We start from the raw sequence: 24,834 nt of genomic DNA, 5'->3' as shown, positions 1-24,834 counted from the left end.
CGCCTTCTGAATTTAGTATCCCCGGAGAGACTGGTAAGTGGCTCAACTCTATTTCTATTACTCGGCGATGAATGCGGGTAAATCCACCGCGCTGCTGCAATCTTCCTATAACTATCAGGAGCGCGGCATGCGCACCCTGGTCTATACCGCAGAGATAGACGATAGATTTGGTGCCGGCGTGGTCAGCTCACGAATCGGGCTCTCTTCGCCTGCCTGTCTGTATAATGATAAAACAGAACTGGCCGAAGCCATTGCGGAAGAACATGCGCGCCAGCCCGTACACTGCGTGCTGGTTGACGAAAGTCAGTTTCTGACGCGTGAGCAGGTTTATGCGCTCTCTGACGTGGCGGACAATCTTGATATTCCGGTTCTCTGCTACGGTCTGCGTACTGACTTCCGCGGTGAGCTGTTCACCGGCAGCCAGTATCTTCTTGCCTGGGCCGATAAACTGGTCGAGCTTAAAACAATTTGCCACTGCGGCCGTAAGGCGAGCATGGTACTGCGCCTTGACGGGGAGGGCAGACCGTTCAGCGAAGGTGAGCAGGTCGTAATTGGCGGTAATGAGCGCTATATATCCGTATGCCGGAAACATTACAAGCAGGCGATTAATCTGGGTACGCGTGAGGCGATATATGGCGCTAATCCGCCACCGGTTTAATCAGCCAGCCATAAAAAAACCCGCCGCGGCGGGTTTTTTATTTTCAGCGGACTACGCTTTCTTTACTTTTTTTTCACGGGCAGCGGACTGCAGCTCGCAGATTTCTGCAGAGGGTATGTCCGTTTCTGAATAATCACGTCCGTAGAACGTATCCAGCATAATCTGTTTTAGCTCAGCGATTAATGGATAGCGCGGATTGGCGCCAGTGCACTGATCGTCAAAAGCGTCTTCAGCCAGCTTATCTACTTTCGCCAGGAAATCCGCCTCCTGCACGCCTGCTTCCCGAATAGAAGCGGGAATACCGAGCTGCGTTTTTATTTCATCCAGCCACGCCAGCAGTTTTTCGATTTTCTGCGCCGTGCGATCCCCGGGCTGAGTCAGGCCGAGATGGTCAGCAATTTCCCCATAGCGGCGCCGTGCCTGCGGCCGGTCATACTGGCTGAACGCCGTCTGTTTCGTCGGGTTATCATTGGCGTTATAGCGGATGACGTTACCGATAAGCAGCGCGTTTGCCAGCCCGTGCGGGATATGAAACTCTGAGCCAAGTTTATGGGCCATAGAGTGGCACACCCCGAGGAAAGCGTTGGCAAAGGCAATGCCGGCGATAGTCGCCGCGTTGTGTACGCGTTCACGCGCAACCGGATTTTTCGCACCATCGCGATAGCTGGCAGGCAGGTTCTCTTTAAGCAGCTTCAGCGCCTGTAGTGCCTGTCCATCTGAGTACTCACTGGCAAGCACCGAAACGTAAGCCTCCAGCGCATGCGTCACCGCATCAAGACCGCCAAAGGCGCAGAGCGAGCGCGGCATATCCATCACCAGGTCGGCATCGACAATCGCCATATCCGGCGTTAGGGCGTAGTCCGCCAGCGGATATTTTTGCCCGGTGGCGTCATCGGTGACAACGGCAAACGGGGTGACTTCTGAGCCGGTGCCTGACGTGGTAGCGATCGCGACCATGCGCGCTTTCACACCCATTTTCGGGAATTTGTAGATACGTTTACGGATATCCATAAAGCGCAGCGCCAGCTCTTCAAAATGCGTTTCCGGATGCTCATACATGACCCACATGATTTTCGCTGCGTCCATCGGTGAACCACCACCCAGGGCGATAATCACGTCAGGCCGGAAACTGTGCATCTGCTCTGCACCCTTACGCACAATGCTCAGGGTCGGATCGGCTTCCACTTCAAAAAATATCTCGGTTTCGATACCCTGTGATTTCAGCACCCGCGTAACGCGCTCGGCATAGCCGTTATTAAACAGAAAGCGATCGGTAACGATAAACGCGCGTTTCGCTCCCTCAGCAGCAACCTCTTCCAGCGCAATCGGAAGAGAGCCGCGGCGGAAGTAGATAGACTTCGGTAACTTATGCCACAACATATTTTCTGCTCGCTTAGCCACGGTTTTCTTATTTATCAAGTGTTTAGGGCCCACGTTTTCAGAAATAGAGTTGCCCCCCCAGGAGCCGCAGCCCAGCGTCAGGGAAGGGGCAAGTTTGAAGTTGTAAAGATCGCCAATGCCGCCCTGTGAAGCCGGGGTGTTGATCAGGATGCGGGCCGTTTTCATTTTGTCGCCAAAATAGTGGATCCGCCCGGCCTCGTTATCCTGATCGGTGTAGAGACAGGATGTGTGACCAATGCCGCCCATCGCGACCAGCTTCTCTGCTTTTGCTACCGCGTCCGCATAATCTTTTGCCCGATACATCGCCAGCGTCGGCGAGAGCTTTTCATGTGCAAAAGGCTCCGATTCATCAACGGCTGACACCTCGCCAATTAAAATTTTGGTGCCCGGCGGGACACTAATGCCGGCAAGCGCAGCAATATTGCAGGCGGGCTGGCCCACAATTGCCGCGTTCAGTGCGCCGTTTTTCAGCAGGATATTCTGAACCGCGCTCAGCTCATGGCCCTGCAGCAGATAGCCGCCGTGGCTGGCAAACCGTTCGCGGACCGCGTCATAGACGGCATCAACGATAATGACCGATTGCTCAGAGGCACAGATCACGCCGTTATCGAACGTTTTAGACATTAAAATGGAAGCGACCGCGCGTTTGATGTCAGCCGTTTCATCAATCACCACCGGCGTATTGCCCGCGCCAACGCCAATCGCCGGTTTACCTGAGCTATAGGCCGCTTTAACCATGCCCGGGCCGCCGGTCGCCAGAATCAGGTTGATATCCGGATGATGCATGAGCTGACTGGAAAGCTCGACCGAAGGCGCATCGATCCAGCCGATGATATCTTTGGGAGCGCCCGCAGCAATAGCCGCCTGCAGCACGATATCGGCTGCTTTATTGGTGGCATTTTTTGCGCGCGGATGAGGAGAAAAAATAATGCCGTTGCGGGTTTTCAGGCTGATAAGGGCCTTGAAAATAGCCGTGGAGGTAGGGTTGGTGGTAGGGACGATACCGCAGATGAGGCCAATGGGTTCGGCAATGGTAATGGTGCCAAAGGTATCATCGCTTGCCAGCACGCCACAGGTTTTTTCATCTTTGTACGCGTTGTAGATATATTCTGAAGCGAAATGATTTTTGATCACTTTATCTTCAACAATACCCATGCCCGATTCCGCTACCGCCATCTTAGCCAGCGGAATGCGGGCGTCAGCTGCCGCCAGCGCCGCGGCGCGAAAAATTGCATCAACCTGCTCCTGGCTAAAACTGGCAAACTCGCGCTGCGCGCGTTTTACACGTTCAACCAGTGCATTGAGTTCGGCAACATTGGTTACGGCCATAATACTCTCCTGAGGAAGTTAAACTTTTTTAATAAACAGGCCAGCGCAGAGAAAGAAATCAGCTAAGGTTTGACAGGGTAGGCCCGTCTGTTTAGTAAAAAGGTCTGACGTGAATGATTTACTGCACCCAGCGTAGCGCTGGTGGAGAGACGTAATCATGATGCAGATCAAGAGAGGCTGCAGCGGTGAGCGGTCAGCCAGATCGTTTACGACTAAAGGCGCCGTTTTTTAGACGCTGCTGTTCTGCAGGCATATATGAAAACAGCCAGATTTTTATGCCATCTCTGTGGTGGACATATAGCAGATATTTCTGCCATATACGCTGTTTTTCAGCAGACATATGCACTACATTAAGCGCGTTTTTTTGACTTTTTCAGGAGCCTGTTGTGACCCCCGTGCTACTCGATCTTTCCGGCTATATAAAATTTTTTGTCGGCCTGTTTGCGCTGGTGAATCCGGTAGGCATCATTCCGGTTTTTATCAGCATGACCCGCTATCAGGCGGTGGCTGAACGCAACAAAACCAATCTTACAGCCAACCTTGCGGTCGCGATTATTCTCTGGACCTCGCTGTTTCTTGGCGATGGGATCCTGCATCTGTTTGGTATCTCAATCGACTCTTTCCGAATCGCAGGCGGCATACTGGTTGTGACCATTGCGATGTCGATGATTAGCGGCAAGCTGGGTGAGGATAAGCAAAACAAGCAGGAAAAATCAGAAACGGCTATTCGTGAAAGCATCGGTGTTGTCCCGCTGGCGCTGCCGCTCATGGCAGGGCCGGGGGCTATCAGTTCCACTATCGTCTGGAGTTCGCGCTATCACAGCTGGCTTAATTTGCTGGGTTTTACGCTGGCGATTGCGGTTTTCGCCTTTTGCTGCTGGTTACTGTTCAGAGCGGCGCCGTTAATGGTACGGATATTGGGTCAGACCGGAATTAACGTCATTACCCGTATTATGGGGTTGTTATTAATGGCGTTAGGGATTGAATTTGTCGTCACCGGCATAAAAGCAATCTTTCCAGGATTACTGAATTAGACCTGACCTGTTTTTTGCTGAAAAACATCTTCATGAACCAAAAGGGTGCGTCGCGACGTGCAGATGCACCTTTTTGGTGAAATTAGTTATCGGGCTACTTTCAGGCTCGCTTTTATCACTTTTACTACTCAGTCAGCCATCCCTGCTTAATATCCGCTTATTAATGTGATTATTGTCACAGATTTACCTGCTGCTAAATCCGCGCTGAAAGTGATTAGCTGTGCCTCTCTTGTAAAGTAGTCGCTGAATATTCTGCTTTGAAGTAAAAACTCAATAGATTTGCGCAGAATGAGTTTTGCATAAAATAAGTGCGCACATAATCGCCAGAATTGCTTAAATAATCATATTTATCAATGTATTAACTGATATTTAGCGGAGATAATTAACGCTTTCAACGTTATCCCGGACATGATAAAAGAGAAATAGCTAACATTTTTCTGCATTGGCTTTGGCGCAACGGGATAGCTTCTGATAATTTCTGGCACTCTCAGGATTTTTATCGCTCTCTCAGCAGATGTGTACGATTTTTGCTTATTAGCACGCGGGCGTAGTTATACCGGCAACGCGTATCAGAAACCGGCAGCTGAACGCTTTCTTTATCAAAAGAACAGTGAGTGAGTCGTCAGCAAATATCATTACCCGCTGGCGGCTTGCTGAAGTCACCCGGAAGGGGACAGGGATCTTTGCTCGAACGAGACGAAGATCGCCCGGTAAACGGGATACGTCAGGCGCGATAGCGCACCGACGACAATAATAAAACTGGAGCATAACAATGAACAACATCACGAAAAAAAGTCTGATTGCGGCCGGCGTTCTGGCCGCAATTGCCTCTCTGACAGGGAACGCTGCGCTGGCTGCAACGGTACCGGCTGGCGTTGAGCTGGCCGCCAAACAGGAGCTGGTGCGCGGTAACGGTGACGAAGTTCAGTCGCTCGATCCGCATAAAATTGAGGGCGTACCAGAAGATAATATTGCCCGCGATCTCTATGAAGGGCTTATCGTCAGCGATGCCAGCGGCAAACCGGTTCCGGGCGTTGCAGAGAGCTGGGAAAACAAAGATTTTAAAGTCTGGACTTTCCATCTGCGTAAAAATGCCAAATGGTCTAATGGCGAGCCGGTTACCGCACAGGATTTCGTCTACAGCTGGCAGCGTCTGGTTGACCCGAAAACGGCGTCACCTTATGCCAGCTATCCGCAGTATGGCCATATCGCTAACGTTGATGAAATTATTGCCGGTAAAAAGCCGACCTCTGAACTGGGCGTAAAAGCGCTGGACGATCATACGCTGGAAGTTACGCTAAGCCAGCCGGTACCTTACTTTTATAAGCTGCTGATCAATGCCGTGATGTCACCGGTCTATAAGCCTGCAATCGAAAAATCGGGCGATCAGTGGACGCAGCCGCAGAACTGGGTAGGAAACGGCGCGTTTAAACTGGAAGCGCACGTTATCAACGAGCGCGTCACGCTGGTACGCAACCCGCAATACTGGGATAACGAACATACGGTACTGAACAAAGTCACCTTCCTGCCCATCAACTCAGAAGTGAGCGATGTGAACCGCTACTTCTCTGAAAATGGCAGCGACATCACCTATAACAATATGCCGATTGAGCTGTTCAAAAAGCTGCAGCGCGATAATGGCAAAGAGCTGATGGTAAAACCGTATCTCTGCACCTACTACTACGAGATCAATAACCAGAAAGCGCCTTTCACTGATGCCCGCGTGCGCACCGCGCTGAAGCTGGGTCTGGATCGCGACATCATGGTGAATAAGGTACTGGCGCAGGGTCAGCTGCCCGCCTACAGCTATACACCGCCGGCAACCGATGGCATGGAACTGCTGCCGCCGGACTGGTTTAAATGGGATCAGAACAAGCGTAACGCAGAAGCGAAAAAACTGCTGGCTGAAGCAGGCTATACCGCAGATAAGCCACTGACGTTTAACCTGCTGTATAACACCTCAGATCTGCACAAAAAGCTGGCAATCGCGGCGTCCTCTATCTGGAAAAAGAACCTCGGCGTTAATATCAAGCTGGAGAATCAGGAGTGGAAAACGTTCCTGGATACCCGTCATCAGGGCAACTACGACGTTTCACGTGCGGCCTGGTGCGCGGACTATAACGAACCGACCTCCTTCCTGAACACCATGCTGTCCGACAGCAGCAGTAATACAGCGCACTACAAGAGCGCTGATTTTGACAAAGTGATCCACGATGCTGTGAAAGCTGCCGATGAAAAAGCGCGCGTGGCTGACTACCAGCAGGCAGAGCAGATTCTGGATAAAGACAGTGCCATCGTGCCGGTCTATTACTACGTCAACGCCCGTCTGGTTAAGCCTTATGTCGGCGGCTATACCGGTAACGATCCGCTGGATAAAACGCTGGATAAGAACCTATACATCATTAAGCACTAATAGCACACAGGCTATCGACAGTGGCGGTGCTGCGGCACCGCTTTTTTGATTTTGTGAAGCAACAGCCTGGCAGGTACGGCAATGTTAAAATTTATTCTGCGTCGGCTTCTGGAAGCGATTCCGACGCTCTTTATTCTGATCACCATCTCGTTTTTTATGATGCGTTTAGCGCCGGGCAGCCCGTTTACCGGCGAGCGCACGCTCTCCCCTGAGGTGATGGCCAATATTGAAGCCAAATACCATCTCAACGATCCGATTGGCAAACAGTACCTGAGTTATCTGGGGCAGCTGGCGCACGGCGATTTTGGTCCTTCGTTCAAATATAAGGACTATTCGGTTAACTATCTGGTAGGGCACGCCTTCCCGGTCTCCGCGAAGCTGGGACTGGCGGCCTTTTTCCTGGCGGTGATCCTGGGCGTAACCGCTGGCGTTATCGCGGCGCTGAAGCAGAACAGCCTGTGGGACTACGCCGTCATGGGGGTGGCGATGACCGGCATTGTTATCCCGAGCTTTGTTGTGGCGCCGCTGCTGGTATTAATTTTTGCCATTACGCTGCGCTGGCTGCCGGGCGGCGGCTGGAACGGCGGGCAGTGGAACTACATGCTGCTGCCGATGGTGGCGCTCTCGCTGGCTTATATCGCCAGCATCGCCCGTATTACGCGCGGTTCCATGATTGAGGTCATGCACTCAAACTTCATTCGTACGGCTCGGGCAAAAGGGTTGCCGCTGCGCCGTATCGTGCTGCGCCATGCGCTCAAGCCTGCGCTTTTGCCGGTGCTCTCCTATCTGGGGCCTGCCTTTGTCGGCATCATTACCGGTTCGATGGTAATTGAGTCGATCTATGGCCTGCCCGGTATCGGCCAGCTGTTTGTTAACGGTGCGCTAAACCGTGACTATTCGCTGGTAATGAGCCTGACGATTCTGGTCGGCGTGCTGACTATTCTGTTTAATGCGATCGTTGATGTGCTTTACGCCGTTATTGATCCCAAGATTCGCTATTAAGGGTGGAGCACGCTCATGATGTTAAGCAAAAAAAACAGTGACGTGGTGGATGCCTTCAGCGAAAAGCTCGAGGTGGAGGGGCGCAGCCTGTGGCAGGATGCACGCCGCCGCTTTATTCACAACCGTGCGGCGCTGATCAGCCTGCTGGTGCTGCTGCTGATTGCCCTGTTTGTGGTGTTTGCGCCGATGCTGGCGCAGTTTAACTATGATGATACTGACTGGGCGATGATGTCGTCGCCGCCGGATACGGTTTCAGGCCACTGGTTTGGAACGGACTCCTCCGGGCGCGATCTGCTGGTGCGGGTGGCGATTGGCGGACGTATCTCACTGATGGTGGGCATCGCCTCTGCACTGATTGCGGTGCTGGTGGGAACGCTCTATGGCTCGCTGGCGGGCTATCTCGGTGGCAAAATCGACTCGGTGATGATGCGTATTCTGGAGATCCTTAACTCCTTTCCGTTTATGTTTTTTGTGATCCTGCTGGTGACCTTTTTCGGCCGCAATATTCTGCTGATCTTTGTCGCCATCGGCATGGTCTCCTGGCTCGATATGGCGCGTATTGTGCGCGGTCAGACGCTGGGACTAAAACGCAAAGAGTTTATCGAAGCGGCTCAGGTAGGGGGCGTCTCCACGGCCAGTATCGTGCTGCGCCACATTGTGCCTAACGTACTGGGCGTCGTAGTGGTCTACGCCTCGCTGCTGGTGCCCAGCATGATTCTGTTTGAATCTTTCCTGAGCTTCCTGGGTCTGGGGACGCAGGAGCCGCTCAGTAGCTGGGGCGCGCTGCTGAGTGACGGAGCGAACTCGATGGAGGTTTCTCCGTGGCTCCTGATGTTCCCGGCCGGCTTTCTGGTGGTCACGCTATTCTGCTTTAACTTTATCGGCGATGGTCTGCGTGATGCCCTCGATCCGAAAGATCGCTAAGGAGTTTCCCGATGAGTTTTGAAACCACAACGCCAGCGCGTGCTGTGCCGGCGGGAAGCCCGGAGCTGCTGCTGAATGTGCAGGATCTGCGCGTAACCTTTACCACGCACGACGGCGACGTTACCGCCGTCAACGATCTCAATTTTTCACTGCGTGCCGGGGAAACCCTTGGCATTGTAGGTGAGTCAGGCTCCGGCAAATCGCAGACGGCGTTTGCGCTGATGGGGCTGCTGGCAAAGAACGGCCGCATTGACGGATCGGCACGTTTTAACGGGCAGGAGATCCTGAACCTGCCCGAAGGCAAGCTGAACAAGCTGCGTGCGGAGCAGATTGCCATGATATTTCAGGACCCCATGACCTCGCTCAATCCCTATATGCGGGTAGGGGAGCAGCTGATGGAAGTTCTGCAACTGCACAAAGGCATGAACAGCGCGCAGGCTTTTGAAGAGTCGGTACGCATGCTGGATGCGGTAAAGATGCCGGAAGCGCGGAAGCGGATGAAGATGTATCCGCATGAATTTTCGGGCGGGATGCGCCAGCGCGTGATGATTGCCATGGCGCTGCTGTGTCGTCCTAAGCTGCTGATTGCCGATGAGCCCACCACTGCACTGGATGTAACGGTTCAGGCGCAGATCATGACGCTGCTTAATGAGCTGAAACGCGAATTTAACACCGCCATCATTATGATCACGCACGATCTTGGCGTCGTAGCCGGGATCTGCGACAAAGTACTGGTGATGTATGCCGGGCGCACCATGGAGTATGGCCGTGCCCGCGATGTGTTTTATCAGCCGGCGCATCCATACTCTATCGGGCTGCTGAATGCGGTACCGCGACTCGATGCAGAGGGTGAGTCTCTGACGACCATTCCCGGCAATCCGCCAAACCTGCTGCGGTTGCCGCAGGGCTGTCCGTTCCAGCCACGCTGCGCTTATGCAATGGAGATATGTGCCGCTTCGCCGCCGCTGGAGCCGTTTGCCGACGGACGCCTGCGCGCCTGCTTCAAACCGGTGGAGGAGTTAGTATGAGCACCGTTGTGGAAGAGAAAAAAGTACTGCTGGAGATAGCCGATCTTAAAGTGCATTTTGAGATCAAAGATGGCAAACAGTGGTTCTGGCAGCCGCCGAAGACGCTGAAAGCGGTGGATGGTGTCAGCCTGCGGCTGTATGAGGGCGAGACGCTGGGTGTAGTAGGCGAATCGGGCTGCGGTAAATCGACGCTGGCGCGCGCTATCATCGGGCTGGTGAAAGCGACCGAAGGGCGTGTCGCCTGGCTGGGACGCGATCTGCTGGGGCAGAGCGCGGAAGAGTGGCGTCAGGCCCGCAGCGATATTCAGATGATTTTTCAGGACCCGCTGGCGTCACTGAACCCGCGTATGACCATTGGCGACATTATTGCTGAACCGCTGCGCACCTATTATCCAAAAATGCCGCGTCAGGAAGTCAGAGACAAGGTCAAAGCGATGATGATGAAAGTCGGCCTGCTGCCGAATCTTATCAACCGCTATCCGCACGAGTTCTCTGGCGGCCAGTGTCAGCGTATCGGTATTGCGCGCGCGCTGATCCTGGAGCCGAAGCTGATTATCTGTGATGAGCCAGTCTCGGCTCTGGATGTCTCTATCCAGGCGCAGGTGGTGAATCTGCTGCAGAAACTGCAGCGCGAGATGGGGCTGTCGCTGATATTTATTGCGCACGATCTGGCGGTGGTGAAACATATCTCCGATCGCGTGCTGGTGATGTATCTGGGCCATGCCGTTGAGCTGGGTACTTATGATGCGGTGTACAACGATCCGCAGCATCCCTATACCCGGGCGCTGATGTCGGCGGTGCCGATCCCCGATCCTGACCTGGAGAAGAATAAACAGATCCAGCTGCTGGACGGAGAGCTGCCTTCGCCAATCAATCCGCCTTCAGGCTGCGTGTTTCGTACCCGCTGTCCGATTGCCGGGCCGGAATGTGCCAAAACCCGTCCGCTGCTGGAGGGCAGTTTCCGCCATGCGGTATCCTGCCTGAAGGTAGATCCGCTCTGACGTCAGTCAGCAGGCTCTGAATAGCAAAACGCCGGGCAAAGGCCCGGCGTTTTTATGGCTGACTTATTCGCGCCAGAGAATATGGCAGAGCTTATGATCCTTCTCACGGCAGAGCAGCACGCGGGCAAACACATCCGTGATAGGTTCGCCATCGGCCTCACCCAGACCAATCACAACCTCTGAGAAAAAGTCGGGATTTAAGTCAAAATCAACATGTTCCTGCCAGTCTTCCGACGGGTCAAACAGCTCTGCGCCGCCACGCTCTTCAAACTGCAGGTTAAACAGAATAATATCAGCCGGATCGAGGTTATCGCCCGCCAGCTCCAGAAAAATATCGTAGGCCTGCTCCAGCGTTTCATCATCGGTCAGGCGGTTGTCTAAATCCATGGTCATGTGCTTATCCTGCGGCGGTAATCTTTCCGCTCGTTTTACAGTAATGGACTAAAGAAGTAAAACAGTCGTTCAACGATGCGCTGCCACCAGGCACGTTTCGCCCAGCGGGCGTTGTCCAGCAGGCGCGAACGGGCAATATAGTCATCCTGCACGGTAGCGAGATCGCTGCCAAAACCATCATCATCTACCACCAGGGTGATCTCAAAATTGAGCCACAGGCTGCGCATATCAAGGTTCACCGTGCCCACCAGGCTGAGCTGCCCGTCAACCAGCACGCTTTTGGTATGCAGCAGGCCATCTTCAAACTGGTAGATTTTTACGCCCGCTTCCAGCAGTTCCGTAAAGAATGCCCGGCTGGCCCAGCCAACCAGCAGTGAATCGTTGTGACGCGGGACAATAATACTGACCTCTACGCCGCGCAGCGCAGCCGTGCAGATAGCGTGCAGCAGATCGTCGCTGGGAACAAAATAGGGGGTAGTCATGATCAGCTGCTCGCGCGCGGAGTAAACCGCGGTCAGCAGCGCCTGATGGATCATATCCTCGGGGAAACCCGGCCCGGAAGCGATAACCTGAATAGTGTGGCCGCTCTCCTGTTCAAACGGCATGATGTTGCCGTCTGGTGCCGGAGGCAGAATACGCTTACCGGTCTCAATCTCCCAGTCGCAGGCGTAAACGATCCCCATTGTGGTAGCAACAGGCCCCTCCATCCGCGCCATCAGATCGATCCACTGCCCGACACCGGCATCCTGCTTAAAGAAACGCGGATCGACCAGGTTCATGCTGCCGGTGTAGGCGATGTAGTTGTCGATGAGCACGACTTTGCGGTGCTGCCGCAGATCCATACGCCGCAGGAAGACACGCAGCAGGCTGACCTGCAGCGCCTCAACCACATCGATCCCGGCGTTACGCATCATATTTGCCCATGGGCTACGGAAAAAGGCGACGCTGCCGGCAGAATCGAGCATCAGACGACAGTGCACGCCCCGGCGTGAGGCTGCCATCAGCGACTCCGCCACATCGTCAGCCAGGCCGCCTGGCTGCCAGATATAGAACACCATCTCGATATTATGACGCGCCAGCTGAATATCACGGATTAGCGCCTGCATCACCTCATCGCTGCTGGTCAGCAGCTGCAGCTGATTGCCTTTGACGCCAGCGATCCCCTGCCGGTGCCGGCAGAGATCAAAAAGCGAGCGTGCAACGTCGCTGTGCTCGGTGGCAAAGATATGCCGGCACTGCCTGAGGTCGGTGAGCCACTTAGCCGTAGAGGGCCACATGGTGCGGGCGCGCTCGGCCCGGCGCTTGCCAAGATGCAGCTCCCCGAACGAGAGATAGGCGATAATCCCTACCAGCGGCAGAATATAGATGATCAGCAGCCAGGCCATAGCTGAGGTCACTGCGCGACGTTTCATCAGAATACGCAGCGTTACACCCGCAATCAGCAGCCAGTAGCCAAACAGCAGTAACCAACTGATCAGGGTATAAAAGGTGGTCATTGAGTGGACATCCTGTTCGCGCATTTATAGGCAAAGTTTACGTGCTGATGCGCTGTAGCGAAACCTTAATCTGCCCTGAGATTTATCGATAAAGGTTTCGAATTGGCATTTCTGTGCAGATCACTATAATGCGTGCCGAAATATGCCGGACTGAGAGAGTGTCATGAGACGAAGCAGAAATGAAGTGGCCCGCTGGAGAATGTTACGCCAGGTGCATCGCCGTCGTGCCCGCTGGCTGGAGGGCCAGTCGCGTCGCTATAAGCGCATCCATGCCATTCGTCACCAGGTTGCGCAGCAGCAGCGCCGTTCAATTCTGTTTATTACGCAGAATATGTGAGACCGGCGCGGCTGGGTTCGTTAATGGCCGCGCAGCATCAGCGTAATGTTGACGATCTGCGCCGCCGCCGCCAGGACTATCAGCATGACAATCTGCTGGCGCGCCTGAAGCCAGCCCTGACGGCGCCAGATCCAGAGCGCACGACCGGTAAGCAGCAGTGCCACCAGTAGCAGCAGCAGTGATAACATCACGAATTAAAATACCCGCTTAAACGGCTTAACGGTAACTTTTTCGTAAACGCCAGCGGCGATATAGGGATCGTCCTGAGCCCAGGATTGCGCCGCCTCCAGCGAATCAAACTCTGCGACAATTGCCGAGCCGCTAAAGCCAGCGGGGCCTGGATCGTTGCTGTCGACCACCGGTAGCGGGCCGGCAACAATCAGTCGTCCCTCATCCTGCAGCAGCTGCAGACGAGCAAGGTGCGCAGGGCGCACGCTGTTGCGTTTTTCCAGTGAATCTGCGGTATCTTCCGCGTAGATGAGGTAAAGCACGATGGGATACTCCCGTTAGACTGGCCGAAATTGCGAGACACGTTAAGGGATCGCCCGGCAGAGTGCAAACGAAACCTCAGGGCAATCGGCGCCAGCGCAAGCGGGGTTAAAAAAAAGAGGAAACGGAGCACTTTTACGCTGCTTATTGAAACTGATTGCTATTTGCATTTAAAATCATCTTCTCACTCAATGACCACAGCCGCTATGACGACATTGACTACGCCTTTTCCGACCCGTACGCCTGTTTCACTGATCCTCTCCGTGGTACTGCACGGGTCCGTTATTGCCGGCATTCTCTATGCCTCGTGGCATCAGTCCCGTGAGCTGCCTGCCGCGTCTCAGCCTATCGCCATCACCATGGTCGCGCCTGAGGTGCAGCCGGAACCTGCGCCGGCTGTGGTAGCACCGGCACCGCAACCTGAGCCTGAACCCGAGCCGCAGGCCGCCCCGGAGCCGCCAAAAACGGAGCCGGTTCCTATTGCAAAACCGGAGCCAAAGCCGAAACCTAAGCCGAAGCCAAAACCAAAAGCAGAAAAAAAACCGGCGCCAGCCCCCCGTCAGCCGGCACCGGACCGGGCCGATCCGTTCAGGCAGGAGACCGCAGCAGCTCAGCCCCGGCCCGCCACTGCACCAAAAGCGGCCACTGCTCCGGCACCGGTTAAAGCGAGCGGACCGAAAGCGCTCAGCATCAGCAAACCAGCCTATCCGGCACGCGCGGCCGCGCTGCGTATTGAGGGTAATGTACGGGTGAAATTTGATGTCGACAGTGACGGCCGGGTTGGCAACGTCACTATTCTTTCGGCACAGCCGCGCAATATGTTCGAGCGCAGCGTCAGGGATCAGGTTAAAAAGTGGCGCTACCAGCCGGGCCAGCCGGGCCAGGGCATCACCATGAATATTGTTTTCCGTATTAACGGCGGCGCGAAGATCGAGTAGGGCGCAGAGCAGAGCGGCCGAAAAAGCCGCTCTGCTTTTCATCACTCAGTGGCTGCGGTTAGCGCGATCTGCCGGCAGCGGACGCGACTTGCCGCTGTTGTCTACTGCGACGTAAACGAACACCGCTTCGGTGGCGCAGTAGGTCTGGCCTATCGGCTCAGATGAAACCTTTTTAATCCACACCTCAACGTTGATAGTCATTGAGCTGTTTCCGGTGCGCAGGCAGTGCGCATGGCAGCTGACCACATCGCCTACCGCGACCGGCTTCAGAAAACTCATGCCGTCGACCCGAACCGTGACCACGCGACCTTCAGCGATCTCTTTTGCCAGAATTGCACCGCCCATGTCCATCTGCGACATCAGCCAGCCGCCAAAAATATCGCCGTTGGCATTGGTGTCGGCTGGCATAGCCAGCGTACGCAAAACCATTTCGCCCGTGGGCTGCTTATGCTTCTCGTTCATTGCTCAGTTCTTCTGCAGGTGAAAAAAAGCCCGGCTGGCCGGGCGATGGAAAGACTATTTTGATTCCTGCTGGGGCATCTGCCGCCAGATGTAGAGCCCGCTCAGCAGGGTAAACAGCAGCGTCAGCCCTGTCAGGCCAAACACTTTAAAGTTCACCCATACCGGCTGTGGCAACCAGAACGCAACATAGATGTTGGCAAGGCCGCATAGCAGAAAGAACAGCGCCCAGGCGATGTTGAGCCGGCGCCAGACCGTGGCAGGCAGCTGCAGCTCTTTTCCCAGCATGGTCTGGATCAGGGACTGCTGCATGAACCACTGGCTGTAGAGCAGTGCGAGCGCAAACAGCGAATAGATTACGGTGACCTTCCACTTGATGAATTCATCATTATGAAACACCAGCGTCAGGGTGCCGAACACCGCCACCAGGACAAAGGTAAACAGGGTCATCTTTTCCAGCTTGCGATAGAGCACCCAGCTCACTACCAGCGCCAGGCCGGTAGCCACCACCAGCGCGCCCGATGCAACGTAGATGTCGTAGAGTTTGTAAAAAACAAAGAAAACGACCAGGGGGAGAAAGTCGAGTAACTGCTTCATAGCGTTTCCAGTCCGGACAGTAGCCTGTGGTTATAGCGCTCAGCGGAGCGCCGTAACCCTTAACGTAACAGCATATAGAGCCGATACAAATAAATAATCAAAACGGCAGAAACCAGATTGCCCAGCGCGTTAAGCACCACGGAGGCAATATTGGCGGGCAATACCGTCAGCGAAGAGAAAAAGAACATCAGAATAATTTTTGCCAGCAGCCACAGCAGAATAGCGGGTGCAATCAGGCGAATATTTTTCCACGCCAGGCGCAGGCTGGCGCGCATGGCACCGATTACGCCCATTTTTTCACTGACCAGCATCACCGGCGCCAGAGAGAGCAAGATAGCGAGCACGATGCCAGGCACCATCAGCACCATAAAGCCAAGCTGCACCAGCAGCGTGATCAAAAAGGTCTGCAGCAGCAGCTTAGGCAGCAGCGGTGCAGCGGTACCGATAGCGCGCAGGGCACTGACGCGCTGACCGCTGGAGACCAGCGGGATCAGGCAAAGCATGCCGCCGAGCAGCAGCGTATTACCAATCAGCGCCGCCAGGGTTCCTGCTGCGGAAGCGCGCAGCAGTATACGCTGCTGATCCGGAGACATATTCTGTACCAGTTCAAACAGGGAGGATGCGCTGCTGTCACTCTGACTCAGCAGCGACAGCTGCTCATTATCAGGCGTTAACGCATGCCCGATAATCACGGTAATGAATGAGGTCAGCAGCGCCATCAGCATTATAGTGACCAGCTGATGGCGCAAAAAATTTCCTGTGTCACGGTATAACGAGCTTGCCGTGATAGACATGTACACTCCTTGAAAAAAACCGGGTTAATTAACCCGGCGATTGTACATGCTAAGCGGTCAGGCTGGCACCCGGAATACCATAACTTTCTGTCATGTCAGGTAAAGAAGGGTGAAAAAGGGCAGGTAATCCATGGCGGGCGCGGGCACGGTCGCAGGCTTCGTTAACGACGCCATTTTCCCCGGACATCGCAAATTCACGGCAGGGAGAGGGGCGCTGCTCATAGATACCGCAGGAGACGCAGCTACCGGGCTCGCCCTGCAGAGCAACGCAGCGCGGTGTGCGATCGCCGGTGCCGCGCATATTGCGCATCAGCAGGTTTAGCGGCTCGGTGAGTTCGGCTGGCACTGCGCCACCGGCATCATCGGCTTCAGCCCAGTAAAAGGAAACGCGAAAATAGGCGCAGCAGGCGCCACATGTCATACAAGGGTTAGTTATATCGCTCATCTGATCGCCCGCCACTCCTGAGGCATCGAACCAAAATCACTCGGGATCAGCAAAGTAATCACGTTATGAAACTTCAGCAACCTGTTTTTGATCTTTTTTCGCGCTGGCAAATTTGATCTGTGTCAATTCATTGTTAACTAAGCATTTATTCTGCCAGCCAGTTAATGAAATCTGCGCTGAAAACCGTTACATCTGTGCCGCGAAAAATTTTAATTCAGGCAAAGGAGTGATGATGAAACTGGCAAAATGCGCACTGTTCCTGGCGATGGCGATACCACAGCTGGCGCTGGCTCATCAGGCGGGTGACTTTTTTATGCGCGCCGGTACGGCAACGGTCCGTCCGACAGAGGGGTCAGATAATGTGCTGAACATGGGTGAATTCAGCGTCGATAATGATACGCAGCTGGGGCTGACATTCACCTGGATGGCAACCGACCATATCGGAATTGAGCTGCTGGCTGCCACGCCGTTTCGTCATAAAGTCGGTCTTGGTCCGACCGGTAACCTGGCCACGGTGCGTCAGCTGCCGCCCACGCTGATGGCGCAATACTATTTCCTCGACAGTAACAGTGCGGTACGTCCTTATGCGGGCGTTGGCATCAATTACACCACCTTTTTTGACGCAAAGCTGAATCAGACCGCCAGGGATGCACAGCTCAGCGATTTGAGCGTTAAAGACTCCTGGGGCATTGCGGGTCAGGTGGGGCTCGATTATCAGATTAACCGTGACTGGATGCTGAATGCTTCGCTGTGGTACATGGATATTGATACTGAAGTGAAATTCAGACATCAGGGCGTACAGCAGAATATTAATACGCGTATCGATCCGTTTGTCTTTTTCTTTGGTGCAGGCTATCGCTTCTGAGGCAGAAGAAGGGCGACCTGCCGGCCGCCCTTTTGGTATTACTTGATCTGCATATTATTAACAACAGACTTCACGCCTGCCACGCTGCGCGTAACGGAAACGGCGCGGTTAGCCATCTGTGGCGAGCTGACAAACCCGCTCAGCTGAACCTTACCTTTGAACGTTTCAACATTGATTTCTGTAGATTTCAGCGCTTCATCATTCAGCAGCTGCGCTTTTACTTTCGTGGTGATGACGGTGTCATCAATATAACCGCCGGTGCCTTCTTTGGTTGGCGTTGGCGCACAGGCGCTCAGTGTCAGTGCCACAAATGCAGCCATAAAAATTCCCGCAACGACCTTGAACAATTTCATTTGGTTATCTCCCTGTCATAGATGGATTCACACCGTAACGCAACGGCGCATTTAAGTGTGGGTCGGCCCTGAATAATCGGCAACCTGCTGGCAGAGAAAAAGTGAAAAAAGCTGGCGCTCAGGCAGAAAGGATGGGGGTGGCGGAAAAAAGAGTGTGGCCCCGTCGGAGTGACGGAGCCACAGCGATTAGCGGGTGGCCGCTTTCAGGCCGCTGACAAAGGCTTTCAGCTCACGCAGCAGCGTTGCCGGGTCGCGCTGATTTTTCTCAATGATGCGTACAATGGCGGAACCGGAGATCGCTCCCGCTGCGCCTGCAGCAATCGCTTCACGTACCTGCTCCGGCTCGGAGATGCCGAACCCCTGCAGGGCAGGCGGCGCCTGAAACTCACGCAGTTTATCAATCAGATGGTGAAGCGGCTGACTGGCGCGGTTTTCAGCACCGGTCACCCCTGCGCGCGACAGCAGATAAGTGTAACCGCGGCCATGCTGAGCCAGTTCACGCAGCAGGTCATCGCTGGCATTAGGCGGGCAGATAAAAATCGGCGCAATGTTGTGACGCAGCGCAGCCTGGCGGAAGGGGGCTGACTCTTCAACTGGCACATCAGCGACCAGTACCGAGTCGACGCCCGCGGCGGCACACTGCGCATAGAACGTATCGATGCCGCGGCTGAACACCAGATTAGCGTACATCAGTAAACCAATGGGCAGATCGGGGTATTTCTGCCGCACTACCTGCAGCATTTCAAAGCATTGCGCCACCGTGGTGCCGGCCGCAAAAGCCCGCAGCGTGGCGCTCTGAATGGTGGGTCCATCTGCCAGCGGATCGGAGAAAGGGATCCCCAGCTCCAGCGCATCAGCGCCGCCTTCAACCAGCGTATCGATAATCTGCAGTGAGAGCTCCGGAGAGGGATCGCCCAGCGTAACAAAAGGGACAAACGCGCCTTCCTGACGCGCTGACAGGCGTGAAAACAGCTGATTATAACGCTCCATCAAATCTCTCCTTTCGCTTTAAGCAGATCGTGAACCGTGAAAATATCTTTATCGCCGCGACCGGAAAGGTTAACCACCAGCAGCTGCTCTTTTTCCGGATTTGCCCGCATCATTTTCAGCGCATGGGCCAGCGCATGAGACGATTCCAGGGCCGGAATAATCCCTTCTGCGCGGCACAGCGTTTTAAACGCGTCGAGCGCTTCATCATCGGTAATGGAGACATACTCTGCGCGCCCGATGCTGTTCAGATGCGCGTGCTGCGGACCAACTGACGGAAAGTCGAGGCCGGCGGAGATAGAATAAGACTCTTCAATCTGGCCCTCTTCGGTCTGCATCATTGGCGCTTTCATACCAAAATAGATACCAACCCGGCCGTGCTTCAGTGGCGCGCCGTGCTCGCCGCTTTCAATACCGTGGCCAGCGGGTTCAATACCAATCAGGCCCACGCTGCTCTCTTCAATGAAATCAGCAAACATGCCAATCGCATTGGAGCCGCCGCCTACGCACGCCAGCACGGCATCGGGCAGGCGGCCTTCCGCTTCGAGGATCTGCGCTTTGGTCTCTTCGCCGATCATACGCTGGAATTCGCGCACGATGGTCGGGAAGGGGTGCGGACCTGCTGCGGTTCCCAGCATATAGTGTGCGGTCTCATAGCTGCCTGACCAGTCGCGCAGCGCCTCGTTACAGGCATCTTTCAGCGTAGCTGAGCCGCTGTGAACCGGGATCACTTCCGCGCCCATCAACCGCATCCGGAACACATTGGGAGACTGACGCTCAACATCTTTCGCCCCCATATAAATACGGCACTTCATGCCGAGCAGCGCGCAGGCGAGCGCGGAGGCGACACCATGCTGGCCGGCGCCGGTTTCCGCAATGATCTCATTTTTCCCCATTCGCTTTGCCAGCAGCGCCTGACCCAGTACCTGATTGGTTTTATGCGCGCCGCCATGCAGCAGATCTTCGCGCTTCAGATAGAGGCGGGTTTTCGTCCCCTGAGTCAGATTACGGCACAGGGTCAGCGCCGTCGGACGACCAGCGTAATTTTTCAGCAGATCGGTAAACTCCTGCTGAAACTCAGGATCGCGCTGCGCTTCAACAAAAGCAGCTTCCAGCTGGCGCAGAGCCGGCATCAGGATTTGCGGAACGTACTGGCCGCCAAATTCACCAAAATAGGGATTCAATAACGTCGACATAATTGATCTTTCCTCAACGGCCCGCACTGGCGGGCCAGCAACATTAGTAAGCGCGTAATGTGGTAAATACCGCAGCAATTTTGCCGGCATCTTTTATGCCAGGGGCGGACTCCACGCCGGAGTTAAAATCAAGACCAGCGCAGCCCAGCTGGGCTGCCGTCACGCAGTTATCAGCGGCGAGACCGCCAGCCAGCAGCACGTTGTCCAGCGACTTTCCCTGCAGCAGCGACCAGTCAAACTGCTGCCCGCTGCCGCCCTGGCCATTATCAAACACGTAGCGATCAACGTGCGGCCAGTCGCGCGCCGGCAGGCTCTCTTTGACACTCAGCGCTTTCCAGATTTGCGTCTGTGGCGGCAGCGCCTGACGCAGCGTGGCAACATAGTCGCGATCTTCGGCGCCATGCAACTGCACTGCTGCCAGATTCAGCTCTACCGCCAACGTGACAACGTCACCAACCGGCGCATTACGAAACACGCCCACATAGCGCAGCGGCGCTGCGGCCATCACGCGGTGTGCCTGGACAGTATCGATTTTGCGCGGTGAGCCTTCAGCAAAAATCAGACCGCCATACAGGGCTCCCGCTTCACTGGCGGCGCGCGCCGCTTCCGGCTGCGTCAGGCCGCACACTTTATTATCACCCAGCAGCACGCGACGTACCGCAGCTGCCAGGTCAGCCTCTTCCATCAGCGCCGAGCCGATGAGAAAACCGTTAGCAAAGCGGCTCAGCTCACGCACCTGCGCATAATTATGAATACCGGATTCACTGATGACCGTGACGCCGTGACTGAGGCGCGGTGCCAGCTCGCGGGTGCGGTTAAGATCGATCGAAAGATCGCGCAGGTCGCGGTTGTTGATGCCCACCACCTGAGCGTCGAGGGCAATCGCCCGTTCCAGCTCCGCCTCATTGCTGACTTCGGTCAGGATGCCCATGTTCAGGCTGTGAGCCACTGCGGCGAGCTGCCGGTACTGTTCATCATCCAGTACGGAGAGCATCAGCAGGATGGCGTCCGCCTGGTAGTGGCGCGCCAGGTAGATCTGATAGGGGTCGATGATAAAATCTTTGCACAGCACGGGCTGGGTCACCGCCGCGCTGACAATCGGCAGAAAAGCGAAGTCACCCTGAAAATATTTCTCATCCGTCAGTACCGAAATGGCAGACGCGTGATGACGATAGACGGCGGCGATGGCGGCAGGATCGAAATCCTCGCGGATCACCCCTTTTGACGGTGACGCTTTTTTACACTCAAGGATAAAAACGGTGCGGGTGCCGCGCAGGGCGTCATAAAAAGAGCGCGTTGCCGGCTGCAGTTCCGGGTGGAATGTCTCCAGCGGCTGCTGCTGCTGACGCTCTGCTATCCAGATCGCCTTATCCTGCACAATTTTCTCTAATACGGTGCCTTTAATACTCATCTCATCCTCTCGCTGCCAGTGCAACCACGCGCTCATAAGCCTGTCCGCTGCGAATCGCGGCAATGGCCCGCTCCGCGTTGTCGCGCAGGTCTTCATGACCAAACACTTTCAGCAGCATCGCCACGTTAACGGCGACCGCCTGCTCATGCGCGGGCTCTCCTTTACCCTGAAGTAAACGGGTCAGAATGTCACGGTTTTCTTCCGGCGTCCCGCCCGCCAGCGCCTCTTTGTCATGCATGCCAAAACCAAAGTCATCCGGCGTCAGCTGATAGCAGGTAATTTCCCCTTCGCGCAGCTCAGCCACCTGCGTGGCGCTGTGCAGAGCGACCTCATCCATTCCGCCGCCGTGGACCACAGCGGCCCGCTGATAGCCGAGCACCTTCAGCGTTTGCGCGATGGGCAGCACCAGCTCCGGGCTGTACACGCCAATCACCGCCAGCGGCGGTCGGGCCGGATTGATCAGCGGGCCGAGCACGTTGAACAGCGTGCGCGATTTCAGCTGCTGACGCACCGGCATTGCGTGACGAAAGCCGGTATGGTACTGCGGCGCAAACAGGAAACAGACATTAAGATCGTCCAGCGCCTGGCGCGCCTGCTGCGCGGGCATGTCCAGATTAATACCAAACGCTGCCAGCAGATCGGAGGAGCCGGATTTGCTGGAGACGCTGCGATTACCATGTTTGGCCACTTTAAGGCCGCAGGTTGCGGCCACAAACGCGCTGGCGGTCGAGATATTAATGCTGTTACTGCCGTCGCCTCCGGTGCCGACGATATCAGCAAACGCATAGTCAGGACGCGGGAAAGGTTTGGCATCAGCCAGCAGCGCCGATGCGGCGCCGGCTATCTCCTGTGGCTGCTCGCCGCGCACTTTCATGGCAATCAGCGCTGCGGCCAGCTGAGTGGGCTCCAGCTGACCGGTAATAATGGCGCTGAACAGCTGGTGGCTCTCCGCCTGGCTCAGCGTTTGCGCCTGATACAGTTTTTCCAGAATAGTTTGCATCTTTATCTCCCTGTTACTGCGCCAGCGCCCAGGCCAGCGTCTGCTCAAGCAGGCGTGCGCCCTGGGTGGTGAGAATCGATTCAGGATGGAACTGAAAGCCGCAGACGCGATCGGCATCATGCCGCACGGCCATGACCATGCCGTTGTAGCTGGCGTTAACCGTCAGCTCAGCGGGCGTATTACTCCCCACCAGCGAGTGATAGCGTGCCACAGGCAGCGGATTACTCAGGCCGCTGAACATCGCGCTGCCGTCATGCTCTACCGCAGACGCCTTACCATGCAGAATTTCACCCGCCTGGCCCACGTGGCCGCCATACGCTTCAACGATAGCCTGATGACCCAGACAGATACCGATAATGGGCAGCTGGCCGCGCAGCGCCTGCAGCAGGGCTGGCATACAGCCCGCATCAGCCGGCGCGCCAGGACCGGGTGACAGCATCAGCACCGGATTTTCCATCTGCTGCAGCCGCGCAATCAGCGTCTCAGCCGGCACGCTGTTGCGGTAGATCACTACGTTGTGACCAAAGCTGCGCAGCTGATCCACCAGGTTATAGGTAAACGAGTCGATATTATCGAGCAGCAGGATATCAGCCATCAGAACATCTCCTTGCAGTGGTGCGCGGTTGCGATAGCGCGCAGAACTGCGCGTGCTTTGTTGCGGCTTTCATCCGCTTCAGCCTGCGGGACAGAATCCAGCACCACGCCGGCACCCGCCTGCACGGTAGCCACACCTTCTTCGACCCAGGCGGAACGGATCACGATGCAGGTATCGAGATCGCCGGTCGCCGTGAAGTAGCCTACGGCACCGCCGTAACTGCCGCGCCGCGTGCCCTCTTTTTCAGCAATCAGCTGCATGGCGCGTACTTTAGGCGCGCCGCTCAGCGTGCCCATATTCATACAGGCGCGGTAGGCGTGCAGGACATCCAGATCGTCACGCAGCGTGCCGACCACGCGGGAGACCAGATGCATAACAAAAGAGTAGCGGTCAACTTTGGTCAGATCGGCAACGTAACGACTGCCGGGTTTGCAGATACGGGCAAGGTCGTTACGCGCCAGATCCACCAGCATCAGATGTTCGGCCAGCTCTTTATGATCGGTACGCATCTCCAGCTCGATACGGCTGTCGAGATCGCGATCCAGCGAGCCGTCGGCATGGCGGCCGCGCGGGCGGGTGCCGGCAATGGGGTAGATCTCAATCTGGCGCGACTGCGCGTCATACTTCAGCGAGCTTTCCGGTGAGGCACCAAACAGGGCGAATTCCCGATCCTGCATAAAGAACATATAGGGGCTGGGATTGCTGTTCTTCAGCGTTTCATAAGCGGCAAGCGGTGACGGACAGGGTAGCGAGAAGCGGCGCGACGGCACGACCTGGAAAATTTCACCGATGCGGATAGCCTGCTGCAGCGACGCCACCACCTCGCAGTAAGCATCATCGCTCTGGCTGGTGCTGAGCGTCATCTGTTCCACGCGCTGCACCGGCAGGGCGGGCGCCGGCTGTGTCATCTGGCCGTGCAGCTGCTCAATACGGCTCTGCAGACGCTGAAACTCACTGGTTGACGGCGTAAACAGGCTCGCCTGCAGGCGGGCTGAACCCTGCTGGTGGTCGATAATCAGCAGCGTTTCCGCCAGATAGAAGCAGTAGTCGGGACAGCGCTGGTCGTTGCGCAGCGCCGGCAGCGCTTCAAAGCCGGCGACCAGGTCGTAAGCAAACAGTCCGCCCAGCAGCATCGCTTCACGCTCATCGGCAGGTGTATTAACCAGTTGCGGAATCAGACGCAGCGCATCAAACACCGAGAAGGCTTTTAGCCGCGAATCTTCATCCTGTACATCATTCGCCGTAGCAAAATGCAGCTCACGACCATCCGGACGAACGTCGATTTTTACGCTCTCAGGCAGAGCGGCATCCAGCAACGGCAGCAGGGCACGGCCATTTTCAGAGAGCGCCTGTAAAGTCACGGTCTGACCAAGGGCGCTGATGCGCAGTGCACTATCAACAATCAGCAGGCTTTTCAGATTTTTTTTGCTGTCGATGTCCGCAGACTCAAGCAGCAGAGTGGCCGGACGTGCGCCGCACAGTTGATGAAACACCGCGGCCGGATCTTCGCGATAGGGTGCGTTTCCGGTAATCAACTTCAATGTAGGTTTCGCATTTGCCATGATAATTTCTCTGAAATTCGCTCAAAAAAAAGCCCGCATGGTGGCGGGCTCAGGTATCTGCACAGCAATCAGGCTTGTGCACAATAACGCCACCCGTTACAGGAAGACGTACGCCAGCTATCTGTTA

At 55.5% G+C, this 24,834-nt stretch carries 24 protein-coding genes and 1 pseudogene; 10 read left to right on the top strand and 15 right to left on the bottom strand.

The window, feature by feature from the left end:
• Positions 1-37: 37 nt before the first annotated feature.
• Positions 38-658, top strand: a complete 621-nt coding sequence (gene tdk / locus B4M48_RS09895) for a thymidine kinase (protein ID WP_039384655.1) — start codon at positions 38-40, stop codon at positions 656-658.
• 51 nt (positions 659-709) lie between these two features.
• Here the strand turns inward: tdk and adhE are convergent, their stop codons facing one another.
• Positions 710-3,388, bottom strand: a complete 2,679-nt coding sequence (adhE, locus tag B4M48_RS09890) for a bifunctional acetaldehyde-CoA/alcohol dehydrogenase (RefSeq protein ID WP_039384652.1) — start codon at positions 3,386-3,388, stop codon at positions 710-712.
• 386 nt (positions 3,389-3,774) lie between these two features.
• Here adhE and B4M48_RS09885 point away from each other — a divergent pair, with 386 nt between their 5' ends.
• From B4M48_RS09885 to oppF, 6 genes are all read left to right on the top strand, one after another.
• Complete coding sequence (locus B4M48_RS09885; RefSeq protein ID WP_039384649.1) at positions 3,775-4,422, top strand: YchE family NAAT transporter; 648 nt, start codon at positions 3,775-3,777, stop codon at positions 4,420-4,422.
• Positions 4,423-5,194: 772 nt separating this feature from the next.
• Positions 5,195-6,835 carry an oligopeptide ABC transporter substrate-binding protein OppA gene (gene oppA, locus B4M48_RS09880; protein WP_039384646.1) on the top strand — a complete coding sequence of 547 codons (1,641 nt, stop codon included), beginning with the start codon at positions 5,195-5,197 and terminating at the stop codon, positions 6,833-6,835.
• An 81-nt stretch (positions 6,836-6,916) separates the two neighbouring features.
• The gene (gene oppB, locus B4M48_RS09875) at positions 6,917-7,837 is read left to right on the top strand and encodes an oligopeptide ABC transporter permease OppB (protein WP_039384644.1); all 921 of its coding nucleotides are present in this window, start codon (positions 6,917-6,919) and stop codon (positions 7,835-7,837) included.
• 15 nt (positions 7,838-7,852) lie between these two features.
• Positions 7,853-8,761, top strand: coding sequence for an oligopeptide ABC transporter permease OppC (gene oppC, locus B4M48_RS09870; RefSeq protein WP_039384641.1), 909 nt, complete (start codon positions 7,853-7,855; stop codon positions 8,759-8,761).
• 11 nt (positions 8,762-8,772) lie between these two features.
• Entirely contained in the window at positions 8,773-9,789 is a 1,017-nt protein-coding gene (locus B4M48_RS09865) for an ABC transporter ATP-binding protein (RefSeq protein ID WP_039384639.1), read from the top strand.
• Positions 9,786-10,790, top strand: coding sequence for a murein tripeptide/oligopeptide ABC transporter ATP binding protein OppF (oppF, locus tag B4M48_RS09860; protein WP_039384638.1), 1,005 nt, complete (start codon positions 9,786-9,788; stop codon positions 10,788-10,790). Before B4M48_RS09865 ends, oppF begins: the two co-directional genes overlap by 4 nt.
• 63 nt (positions 10,791-10,853) lie before the next feature.
• Here oppF and B4M48_RS09855 read toward each other — a convergent pair whose 3' ends face one another.
• Together B4M48_RS09855 and cls are read right to left on the bottom strand one after the other, a co-directional pair.
• The gene (locus B4M48_RS09855) at positions 10,854-11,183 is read right to left on the bottom strand and encodes an HI1450 family dsDNA-mimic protein (protein WP_199181676.1); all 330 of its coding nucleotides are present in this window, start codon (positions 11,181-11,183) and stop codon (positions 10,854-10,856) included.
• A 35-nt stretch (positions 11,184-11,218) separates the two neighbouring features.
• Complete coding sequence (gene cls, locus B4M48_RS09850; protein ID WP_039384637.1) at positions 11,219-12,679, bottom strand: cardiolipin synthase; 1,461 nt, start codon at positions 12,677-12,679, stop codon at positions 11,219-11,221.
• A 163-nt stretch (positions 12,680-12,842) separates the two neighbouring features.
• Here cls and B4M48_RS09845 point away from each other — a divergent pair, with 163 nt between their 5' ends.
• Entirely contained in the window at positions 12,843-13,016 is a 174-nt protein-coding gene (locus tag B4M48_RS09845; protein WP_128083772.1) for a YciY family protein, read from the top strand.
• 20 nt (positions 13,017-13,036) lie between these two features.
• Here the strand turns inward: B4M48_RS09845 and B4M48_RS09840 are convergent, their stop codons facing one another.
• A complete protein-coding gene (locus B4M48_RS09840) occupies positions 13,037-13,207 on the bottom strand; it encodes a hypothetical protein (RefSeq protein ID WP_158086426.1) in 171 nt (56 codons plus the stop codon).
• A gap of 3 nt (positions 13,208-13,210) precedes the next feature.
• On the bottom strand, positions 13,211-13,507 hold the full coding sequence (locus B4M48_RS09835; protein WP_039384635.1) for a YciI family protein: 297 nt from the start codon (positions 13,505-13,507) through the stop codon (positions 13,211-13,213).
• Positions 13,508-13,711: 204 nt separating this feature from the next.
• Here B4M48_RS09835 and B4M48_RS09830 point away from each other — a divergent pair, with 204 nt between their 5' ends.
• Positions 13,712-14,443: an energy transducer TonB gene (locus B4M48_RS09830; protein WP_108569366.1), complete on the top strand. Its 732-nt coding sequence runs from the start codon at positions 13,712-13,714 to the stop codon at positions 14,441-14,443.
• A 45-nt stretch (positions 14,444-14,488) separates the two neighbouring features.
• Here B4M48_RS09830 and yciA read toward each other — a convergent pair whose 3' ends face one another.
• From yciA to B4M48_RS09810, 4 genes are read right to left on the bottom strand one after another with little or no spacing between them, the layout of a single operon-like run.
• Positions 14,489-14,905, bottom strand: a complete 417-nt coding sequence (yciA, locus tag B4M48_RS09825) for an acyl-CoA thioester hydrolase YciA (protein ID WP_039384631.1) — start codon at positions 14,903-14,905, stop codon at positions 14,489-14,491.
• A gap of 54 nt (positions 14,906-14,959) precedes the next feature.
• The gene (locus B4M48_RS09820; protein ID WP_288656504.1) at positions 14,960-15,499 is read right to left on the bottom strand and encodes a septation protein A; all 540 of its coding nucleotides are present in this window, start codon (positions 15,497-15,499) and stop codon (positions 14,960-14,962) included.
• Positions 15,500-15,558: 59 nt separating this feature from the next.
• Positions 15,559-16,293: a YciC family protein gene (locus B4M48_RS09815; protein WP_288656502.1), complete on the bottom strand. Its 735-nt coding sequence runs from the start codon at positions 16,291-16,293 to the stop codon at positions 15,559-15,561.
• 49 nt (positions 16,294-16,342) lie between these two features.
• A complete protein-coding gene (locus B4M48_RS09810) occupies positions 16,343-16,738 on the bottom strand; it encodes a YkgJ family cysteine cluster protein (protein ID WP_039384623.1) in 396 nt (131 codons plus the stop codon).
• A gap of 232 nt (positions 16,739-16,970) precedes the next feature.
• Here B4M48_RS09810 and ompW point away from each other — a divergent pair, with 232 nt between their 5' ends.
• A complete protein-coding gene (gene ompW / locus B4M48_RS09805) occupies positions 16,971-17,603 on the top strand; it encodes an outer membrane protein OmpW (RefSeq protein WP_039384618.1) in 633 nt (210 codons plus the stop codon).
• 38 nt (positions 17,604-17,641) lie between these two features.
• Here the strand turns inward: ompW and B4M48_RS09800 are convergent, their stop codons facing one another.
• The 6 genes and pseudogenes from B4M48_RS09800 to B4M48_RS09775 all read right to left on the bottom strand — a co-directional run bounded on the left by B4M48_RS09800 (position 17,642) and on the right by B4M48_RS09775 (position 24,707).
• Entirely contained in the window at positions 17,642-17,956 is a 315-nt protein-coding gene (locus B4M48_RS09800; protein WP_039384615.1) for a BON domain-containing protein, read from the bottom strand.
• 186 nt (positions 17,957-18,142) lie between these two features.
• Positions 18,143-18,946: a tryptophan synthase subunit alpha gene (trpA, locus tag B4M48_RS09795; RefSeq protein ID WP_039384612.1), complete on the bottom strand. Its 804-nt coding sequence runs from the start codon at positions 18,944-18,946 to the stop codon at positions 18,143-18,145.
• A complete protein-coding gene (gene trpB, locus B4M48_RS09790; protein ID WP_039384608.1) occupies positions 18,946-20,139 on the bottom strand; it encodes a tryptophan synthase subunit beta in 1,194 nt (397 codons plus the stop codon). The genes trpA and trpB overlap by 1 nt, the downstream gene beginning before the upstream one ends.
• Positions 20,140-20,182: 43 nt before the next feature.
• Positions 20,183-21,544 (bottom strand): bifunctional indole-3-glycerol-phosphate synthase TrpC/phosphoribosylanthranilate isomerase TrpF, encoded by a 1,362-nt coding sequence (trpCF, locus tag B4M48_RS09785; protein WP_175540472.1) that lies wholly within the window; start codon positions 21,542-21,544, stop codon positions 20,183-20,185.
• A gap of 7 nt (positions 21,545-21,551) precedes the next feature.
• Positions 21,552-23,145 (bottom strand): annotated as a pseudogene (gene trpD, locus B4M48_RS09780) (bifunctional anthranilate synthase glutamate amidotransferase component TrpG/anthranilate phosphoribosyltransferase TrpD).
• Entirely contained in the window at positions 23,145-24,707 is a 1,563-nt protein-coding gene (locus B4M48_RS09775) for an anthranilate synthase component 1 (RefSeq protein ID WP_039384597.1), read from the bottom strand. Before B4M48_RS09775 ends, trpD begins: the two are co-directional and overlap by 1 nt.
• Positions 24,708-24,834: the final 127 nt, after the last annotated feature.

Origin of the sequence: Pantoea sp. UBA6567 (assembly GCF_002434165.1) — a bacterium.
Lineage (GTDB): Bacteria > Pseudomonadota > Gammaproteobacteria > Enterobacterales > Enterobacteriaceae > Pantoea > Pantoea eucrina.
Note: the sequence above shows the minus strand (reverse complement) of the source record. Positions and strands in the feature narration are given on the sequence as shown.